At 55.0% G+C, this 7088-nt stretch carries 7 protein-coding genes; 6 read left to right on the forward strand and 1 reads right to left on the reverse strand.

Features of this window, described 5'->3' with window-relative positions; genetic code table 11:
* The first annotated feature begins 262 nt into the window (after window positions 1–262).
* From I554_RS0113085 to I554_RS0113105, 5 genes are read left to right on the forward strand one after another with little or no spacing between them, the layout of a single operon-like run.
* Window positions 263–1405 (forward strand): acyl-CoA dehydrogenase family protein, encoded by a 1143-nt coding sequence (locus I554_RS0113085; protein WP_024577644.1) that lies wholly within the window; start codon window positions 263–265, stop codon window positions 1403–1405.
* Complete coding sequence (locus I554_RS0113090) at window positions 1402–2169, forward strand: enoyl-CoA hydratase/isomerase family protein (protein ID WP_024577645.1); 768 nt, start codon at window positions 1402–1404, stop codon at window positions 2167–2169. Before I554_RS0113085 ends, I554_RS0113090 begins: the two co-directional genes overlap by 4 nt.
* Window positions 2170–2180: 11 nt before the next feature.
* On the forward strand, window positions 2181–2933 hold the full coding sequence (locus tag I554_RS0113095) for an SDR family oxidoreductase (RefSeq protein ID WP_024577646.1): 753 nt from the start codon (window positions 2181–2183) through the stop codon (window positions 2931–2933).
* 30 nt (window positions 2934–2963) lie between these two features.
* Window positions 2964–4139 carry a CoA transferase gene (locus I554_RS0113100; RefSeq protein WP_024577647.1) on the forward strand — a complete coding sequence of 392 codons (1176 nt, stop codon included), beginning with the start codon at window positions 2964–2966 and terminating at the stop codon, window positions 4137–4139.
* On the forward strand, window positions 4126–4806 hold the full coding sequence (locus tag I554_RS0113105) for a TetR/AcrR family transcriptional regulator (RefSeq protein ID WP_024577648.1): 681 nt from the start codon (window positions 4126–4128) through the stop codon (window positions 4804–4806). Before I554_RS0113100 ends, I554_RS0113105 begins: the two co-directional genes overlap by 14 nt.
* On the opposite strand, the gene I554_RS0113110 is transcribed toward I554_RS0113105, so the two are convergent.
* Window positions 4803–5795, reverse strand: a complete 993-nt coding sequence (locus I554_RS0113110) for an NADPH:quinone oxidoreductase family protein (RefSeq protein WP_024577649.1) — start codon at window positions 5793–5795, stop codon at window positions 4803–4805. The genes I554_RS0113105 and I554_RS0113110 overlap by 4 nt on opposite strands.
* A 160-nt stretch (window positions 5796–5955) precedes the next feature.
* Between I554_RS0113110 and I554_RS0113115 the strand changes: the two genes are divergently transcribed.
* Window positions 5956–6945, forward strand: a complete 990-nt coding sequence (locus I554_RS0113115) for an AMP-binding protein (RefSeq protein ID WP_024577650.1) — start codon at window positions 5956–5958, stop codon at window positions 6943–6945.
* Window positions 6946–7088 lie beyond the last annotated feature (143 nt).

The following is a 7088-nucleotide window of genomic DNA, read 5'->3' on the forward strand; positions in this document are numbered from 1 at the left end:
TCACACTGGGGCGGCAGCGGCGATCGGTAATGAGCCGTTATGGAGTGGCCTGCGGACTTTTCGATAGCAATCAGTATTTCGTTCAGCCGCGATCATCCTAGCAGCAAGCCTTGGTACATTCTTGAGCCTTGAGCCGAGAGGAAGGAAGTCCAGCTGCGATACTAGCGACGGCCGGTCTAGATTTCGTCCCAGTCGGTCAACGCTTGACAGCGGCGTGATGTCAGGTATTCTTGAATGAACGATCATTCAACGGCAGAAGGTTATGATTTCCGACGAAATTCAGCAAATTAGAGAGACGTGCCGGAAATTTGCCGAAGATGTGCTGTGGCCAAGCTCGAGAGAGTGGGAAACCAAAGCGCATATTCCCAGAGATGTTTTCAGCCAAATGGGCAATCTCGGATTGTTCGGTATGACGGTGCCGGCTGAGCGCGGGGGCGCGGGCGTTGACTATGTCGCGTATGCTGTCGCGATGATGGAAATTGCAGCTGGAAACGGTGCGGTTTCAACGATCATGGGTGGACAAAACTCCGTCGGCTGCATGCCCATTCTCAATTACGGATCCGCGGCCCAGATCGAGAAATATCTCGCGCGGATGATCGCGGGCGAGGTGATGTCAGCATTCGCGCTAACAGAGGCCGAGAGTGGGTCCGATGCTTCAAGCATCAGAACGACGGCAAAGCGCAACGGCGACAATTGGGTTCTGAAGGGCCGCAAGCAGTTTATCACGGGAGGTTCCACGGCCGACATCGTATTTGTGTTCGCCGTCACCAATCCGGAACTCGGAAAGCGCGGGATCAGCGCATTCATCGTACCAACCGATGCGCGTGGCTATTCGGTGGGCCGCGTCGAGAAAAAAATGGGCCAGAGCGCATCCGACACGTGCGAGCTGGTGTTGGACGATGTGGTCGTGCCCGGCGATGCGATCCTTGGCGAAGAAGGCGAAGGGTATCGCATTGCGCTTAGTAATCTCGAGGGGGGCAGGATTGGCATAGCCGCGCAATGCGTCGGGATGGCGCGCAAATCTCTCGAGCTTGCCGTGATCTACGCGCGTGAGCGCAAAGCGTTCGGCAAGCCCATCGCGGCCTACCAAGGCGTTTCGTTCCGTTTGTCGGACATGGCGACGTCGCTTGCAGCAGCGGAACAACTCGTGCTGCATGCCGCAGCGCTCAAAAGCTCCGGAGCGAAATGCCTGAAGGAAGTTTCCATGGCAAAGCTGTTTGCATCGGAAGCGGCTGAACGGATCTGCTCCGACGCCATTCAGACCTTCGGGGGTAACGGTTACATTGCAGAATACGACGTGGAACGCATCTATCGTGATGTCCGGGTCGCCAAGATCTACGAAGGAACTAACGATATCCAGCGCATGGTCATTGCCCGCGAATTGACCGATATCTCATCTCAATGATCAGTCTTCAGTTCAACGAAACGGTCGCAAGTTGCGTTCTCGACGCGCCTCCCGCCAACACGATTAGTCCGGAATGGTGCAGTCATTTTCATGCGGTTCTAGATGAGGTTGAGAGCAGTGGCGATGTGTCGGTGCTGCACATTAAAAGTGCGCTTAAGCTGTTTTGCGCAGGTGCTAATCTCAAGCACGTTGCGGCCCGGTTTTCACAGGGCGAAGAAGGATTGAGCGAATTCACGCGTGATTTGCACAGCTACCAAGAGTTGTTCCTTAGAATAGAAAAATTAAAATGCGTGACCGTCGCAGAGATTTGCGGTGCAGCGCTTGGGGGCGGCCTTGAGCTAGCGCTCGCATGCGATCTCCGCGCGGTTTCGCACGACGCTAAAATCGGACTGCCCGAGGTGGGCCTGGGCCTCTTGCCGGCGATCGGGGGCACACAACGTCTTAGCGCGATATGCGGTGAGGCGGCCGCAAAGCGACTTATTCTCACTGGCGAGGTTGTTAACGGGGAGCATGCCGTTCGCTTGGGTATCGCTCAATGGGGATTCCCTGCAGGTGACATCGAGCGTGAAACAGCCGCTCTCGTGCAACGGCTTGCGCGAATGCCAAAGCTCTCATCGCGATTTGCCAAGGACTGCATTCATGCAGCTCGCGATCCATCTGATGCCGGATTTGATCTTGAGGTCGCCAATAGCCAGCGTCTCTTCCGGTCGGACGAGACGAAATCAGCGGTTGCACAATTCTTGAACCGAAAAATAAGCAGATAAAGGGACGCAGAATGATTGTTGACGGTAAAACCGTGATCGTGACCGGTGGAGCTTCAGGTATTGGAAAGGCAATCGCCATGCTCGCCGCACAGAACGGCGCACGCGTGTTTGTTGGTGACGTCAATGAACAAGGTGGTTTGCAGGTGCAGGCTGAAGCGAAAGCCGCGGGCTTGCGGGTTGAGTTCACGCGTCTTGATCTCGCTGACCCAAGTTCGATTAGCAACTTTGCATCTACTGTTCAAGAAGCGGCGGGAGGTTCGGTTGATGCACTTGTGAATGCTGCGGGTTGGGAGATCGTGCAGCCGTTTCTTCAAAATCCGCCGGATCTCTGGGAGCGCATCATTAACATCAATCTTCTCGGCGTGATTCGTCTTACTCATGCCGTCGTTACAAAGATGTCGGAAAAATCGAGTGGCGTGGTGGTCAATATTGCGAGTGATGCGGGCCGGGTGGGTAGCATGGGGGAAGTGGTTTATTCCTCGGCCAAGGGCGGCATAATCGCATTCACGAAAGCTCTTGCGCGTGAGATGGCTCGGTACAAGGTGCGTGTGAATTGCGTTTGTCCCGGACCGACCGACACTCCCATGTTTCATGCGCAACAAAACGAGCGGATAAAGGAAGCGCTTATAAAGGCCGTACCCTTTCGTCGGCTGGGCCGGCCTGAGGAGATCGCCGATGCGGTTATGTTTTTTCTGAGTCCCCAGTCGGATTTCGTGACGGGCCAGGTATTAAGTGTCAGCGGCGGGCTTACGATGGTCGATTAGTGTCGAGCCAGATTTGTTGAGGTAGTTCCGATGCAACCTCTTTCAGGAATTCGCGTACTTGATCTTACTACTCTGGTGCCGGGGCCTATTGCCACCTTAGCGCTCGCGGAAGCCGGGGCCAATGTTATCAAGGTAGAGCGCCCAGGGGGCGACGAGGCTCGTGGTTACGAGCCTAGAGCCGGGTCCGACAGCGGAATTTTCGCCATACTGAATCGGGGCAAAAGAAGTATCGTTCTAGATCTTAAGAGTCCGGAAGGCGTGGATCGGCTCAAGCGCCTCGTCGCAGACGCTGATGTCCTCGTCGAGCAGTTCAGGCCGGGAGTCATGGCGCGCTTGGGCGTTTCCTATGACATTCTATCTCGGATCAACAAGCGGCTCATATACTGCGCTATCAGCGGATACGGGCAAACGGGGCCGCTTAGCGTTGTTGCGGCACACGATCTGAATTACGTAGCGGAGAGTGGCATGCTCTCGCTCGTCACCACGGCGGACGGTACGCCGCCACTTCCGCCTGCGTTGATTGCGGATATCGCAGGAGGAAGTTACCCCGCGATCATTAATATCCTGATGGGGCTCTTACAGCGAGAGCGCAGCGGCCAGGGGTGCTATATTGATGTTTCGTTGGCGGAGAACGTTCTGCCGTTTCTATACGCGGCGATTGTTCAACAGCAAATCAATGGATTAGGTCCCAGGCCTGGTGGCGAGATGACCACAGGTGGGTCAGCCCGGTATCAGATTTATCGCACTGCCGACGACCGGTTTTTGTCGGTCGCACCGGTCGAAGATCGATTCTGGCTAAATTTTTGCGATAGGATTGGTCTGTTGGGTAAGGACCGGGACGACGAACTGGACCCCGCCAAGACCAGCGCGCAGATTGCTGCAAGAATACGCGAGAAGACTGCGGCGGAATGGGGTTCGATTTTCTCGGGCCATGACGTCTGTGTGGCGGTTGTGGCTACAATTGACGAGGCGCTAAAATCGGAGCACTTTCGCGTTCGAGGCGTTTTTGACAAAAAAGTGCGGGCTGGCGAGGTGGATTTGATCGGACTGCCAATGCCGTTCGATAGCAGATTTCGTTCGAGCACCGCGTCGGCAGCTTATCCGTTACTGAATGAAGCGGCGGATGCCGGCGTTGGGAAATGTTCAATTCATAAGGAAGACGTTCAGTCGGATCCCCAAGGTAGATCACTCCATGGTTCAATCTGAAAGCGCAGGCGTTAAAAGCAAGATCGATGATCCTGCTTTGGTTGAGCGTCGCCGGAAGCAGATCACGGCCGCCAGCATCAAGGTTTTCAGCGAGCGCGGGTATCATCCGGCAACGATCCGAGACATTGCGGAATGCGCCGAAGTCAGCATTGGCACGATCTATCAGTATTTCAACGACAAGGAAGACCTGCTTTATCTCGCGATTGTCGAGATTATGGACTCATACGATTCACATATTCTGGCTGCCCTGAAAACTATGGAAGATCCGCTGGAGCGGTTTTACGCCGCGGTACGCGCTTTCTGCAGGGTAAATAATGCCTCTGTAGAAGTGACGGTTCTGACGTATCGGGAAACGAAATCTCTCCGGAAAGAGCGGCGGGACATTATCAAGCAGAAGGAAATCACGACGAATGGTTACATTGCCGAGTGCGTTCGTGATTGCATCGAAACAGGTCTTTTCAGCGACGTGGACGTTGAGATATTTGTCTACCAGATTGTTATTTTCTCGCACGCATGGGCGTTGAAAGCCTGGCACTTCTCGAAGCGAATGACAGTGGACGAATATATCAACCGAGGTCTCAATCTCTTCTTTATGGCGGTTCTCACCGGACGCGGCGAGCGCCGGCTTGCTGAATTGAAAAGAGATGGGCGTATCCCTAGCAGTTAAATCATAATCACAAGCTTTCCGACGGCATTTCGGCTGGCGAGTTGCTCAAATGCTTTCGATGCTTCTTCGAGCGAATATCTTCCAGATATGGCAGGTTTGATTTGCGAGTTGCGATAGAGGTCAAGCAATTCCTCTGCACTTTTCTGAAACGCTTCCGGCTCACGATCAATCCATGCGCCCCAGAAGACTCCTACAATCTGGCAGGATTTTAGAAGGGCCAGATTGAGAGGGATTGAAGGGATGCCGGCTGGAAAGCCGACGACCAAAAACCTGCCATTCCAGGCGATCGCGCGGAGAGCGGCTTCTGCGTATTGACCGCCGACAGCATCGACGATGACGTCCGCGCCCTTCGCGCCCGTTGCGTGTTTCAGGCTTTCAGTAAAGCTTTTCAGCGCCGCCGCGGACGGATCGCGGCCATAGACGACGACGTCGTCGGCTCCAGCATTTCTTGCAACAGCTGCTTTCTCAGCAGTCGAAACCGCGGCAATGACGCGCGCTCCCATTGCTTTAGCCAGCGATAGCGAGGCGAGCCCTATCCCTCCTGCGCCGCCAAGCACGACGACGGTTTCGCCAGCCTTGAGATGGCCGCGCTCCTTGAGTGCATAATATGAAGTGCCGAACGTCAGTAAAAGCGCGGCAGCATCATCGAACGGCATATCGTCTGGAATACGAACGCAGCGGTGTTCCTGGCATATGAATTCTTCCGCCAAGCCCCCCCACAATGAAGTTCCGATTACCCGATCGCCAATCCTGATATTGCTGACCCCGTCTCCAACGGCTTCAACGATTCCCGCCACTTCGCCTCCGGGAGAAAATGGACGGGGCGGCTTGAACTGATAACGGTCTTCGATGATCAGCGTGTCGGGGTAGTTGATACCGCACGCACGCACCGCGATCCGGACCTGTCCTGGCGCCACCGGCGGCGAGGGGAAATGGGCGATGGAGAGGGTTTCTGGACCGCCGATATAAGTGCTGACGAGCGCGCGCATGAATTCTCACTGTGGAAGAAGCGATTACTATAACTAGAACCACTATTCAATTGTCAGTGTCAAGAAGATCGAAAAACGAGTTAATTTGCTCATCTAAATCCCAACCAGGCGTTGACGCGTCGTATTCTTGCGTTAATATTGAACGACTGATCATTCATGGATGGCGATCTTGGGATTCCAGCATTCCTTTGTTCTTACCGCGGACCGTCGGGCCGAGATGCGTCGCCGTGGATTTTGGGGTGAAGAAACCATCCTGGACTATTTCGACGCCGCGGTGGCATCGCGTCCCGATCATGTGGCTGTGGTCGATTTCAAATCGACAACCAGCAGGCGCGAAGCTCTCACCTATCGGGAACTCGATCATCGCGTTACGAAAATAGCCGCAAAATTTGTCGAACTGGGTATTGAGTCGGGCGACGTCATCTCAGTTCAGCTTCCAAACTGGTGGGAGTTTGGCGCGATTCACCTCGCGGCGATGAGGGTGGGTGCCGTCACCAACCCGCTGATGCCGATTTTCCGTGCGCGAGAGCTGTCCTTCATGCTCGAACTCGCCGAAACGAGGCTTTTGATTGCCCCTCGTGAGTTCAGGGGTTTCAAATACCCGCCCATGGTCGCCGAGTTGCGGAAATCACTACCCAATCTCAAGGATGCTTTCTTCGTCGACGGTGACGGTGACGAGAGTTTCGATCGATTGCTTGAAGGCGCGACCGATCCCGACAGTGTCCGGTTTCCTCCGCCGCTGAAGGCCGATGAGGTGTGCCAGATTTTGTTTACCTCTGGCACGACCGGTGAGCCGAAAGGCGTGATGCACACATCCAACACGCTTTGGGGTGATGTGCGTCCCCGCGTTGCACGCCTGAAGCTAGATCCATCCGATGTTGCATTCATGGCGTCGCCGCTGGCGCATCAAACGGGGTTTCTGGTCGGTATTCTCATGCCGATTCTTCTGAAGGGGACTGCGGTCCTCCAGGACATCTGGAATGGAGAGAAGGCGCTCGAGATACTTGCGGGTGAGGGCGCAACGTTCACGATGGCATCGACTCCTTTTCTGCTCGACCTCACGGATGCCGTAGAGCGAACGGGAGTTCGTTTGCCGCATTTCCGGATATTTATCGCAGGTGGCGCGCCGATCCTGATCTGCCCCCTTTGAAGTGGTCCTCCCTGAAGTATGATTTTCGGATGGAGGATAAGATCAATGGCAAGGAAGAGGCATACGGCTGAAGAGATCGTTGCGAAGCTGCGGCAGGTTGATGTGCTGATGGCACAGGGCCGGCAGGTAGCAGACGCAGTCCG

Origin of the sequence: Afipia sp. OHSU_II-C1, from assembly GCF_000497575.1 — a bacterium.
Classification (GTDB): Bacteria; Pseudomonadota; Alphaproteobacteria; order Rhizobiales; family Xanthobacteraceae; genus Afipia.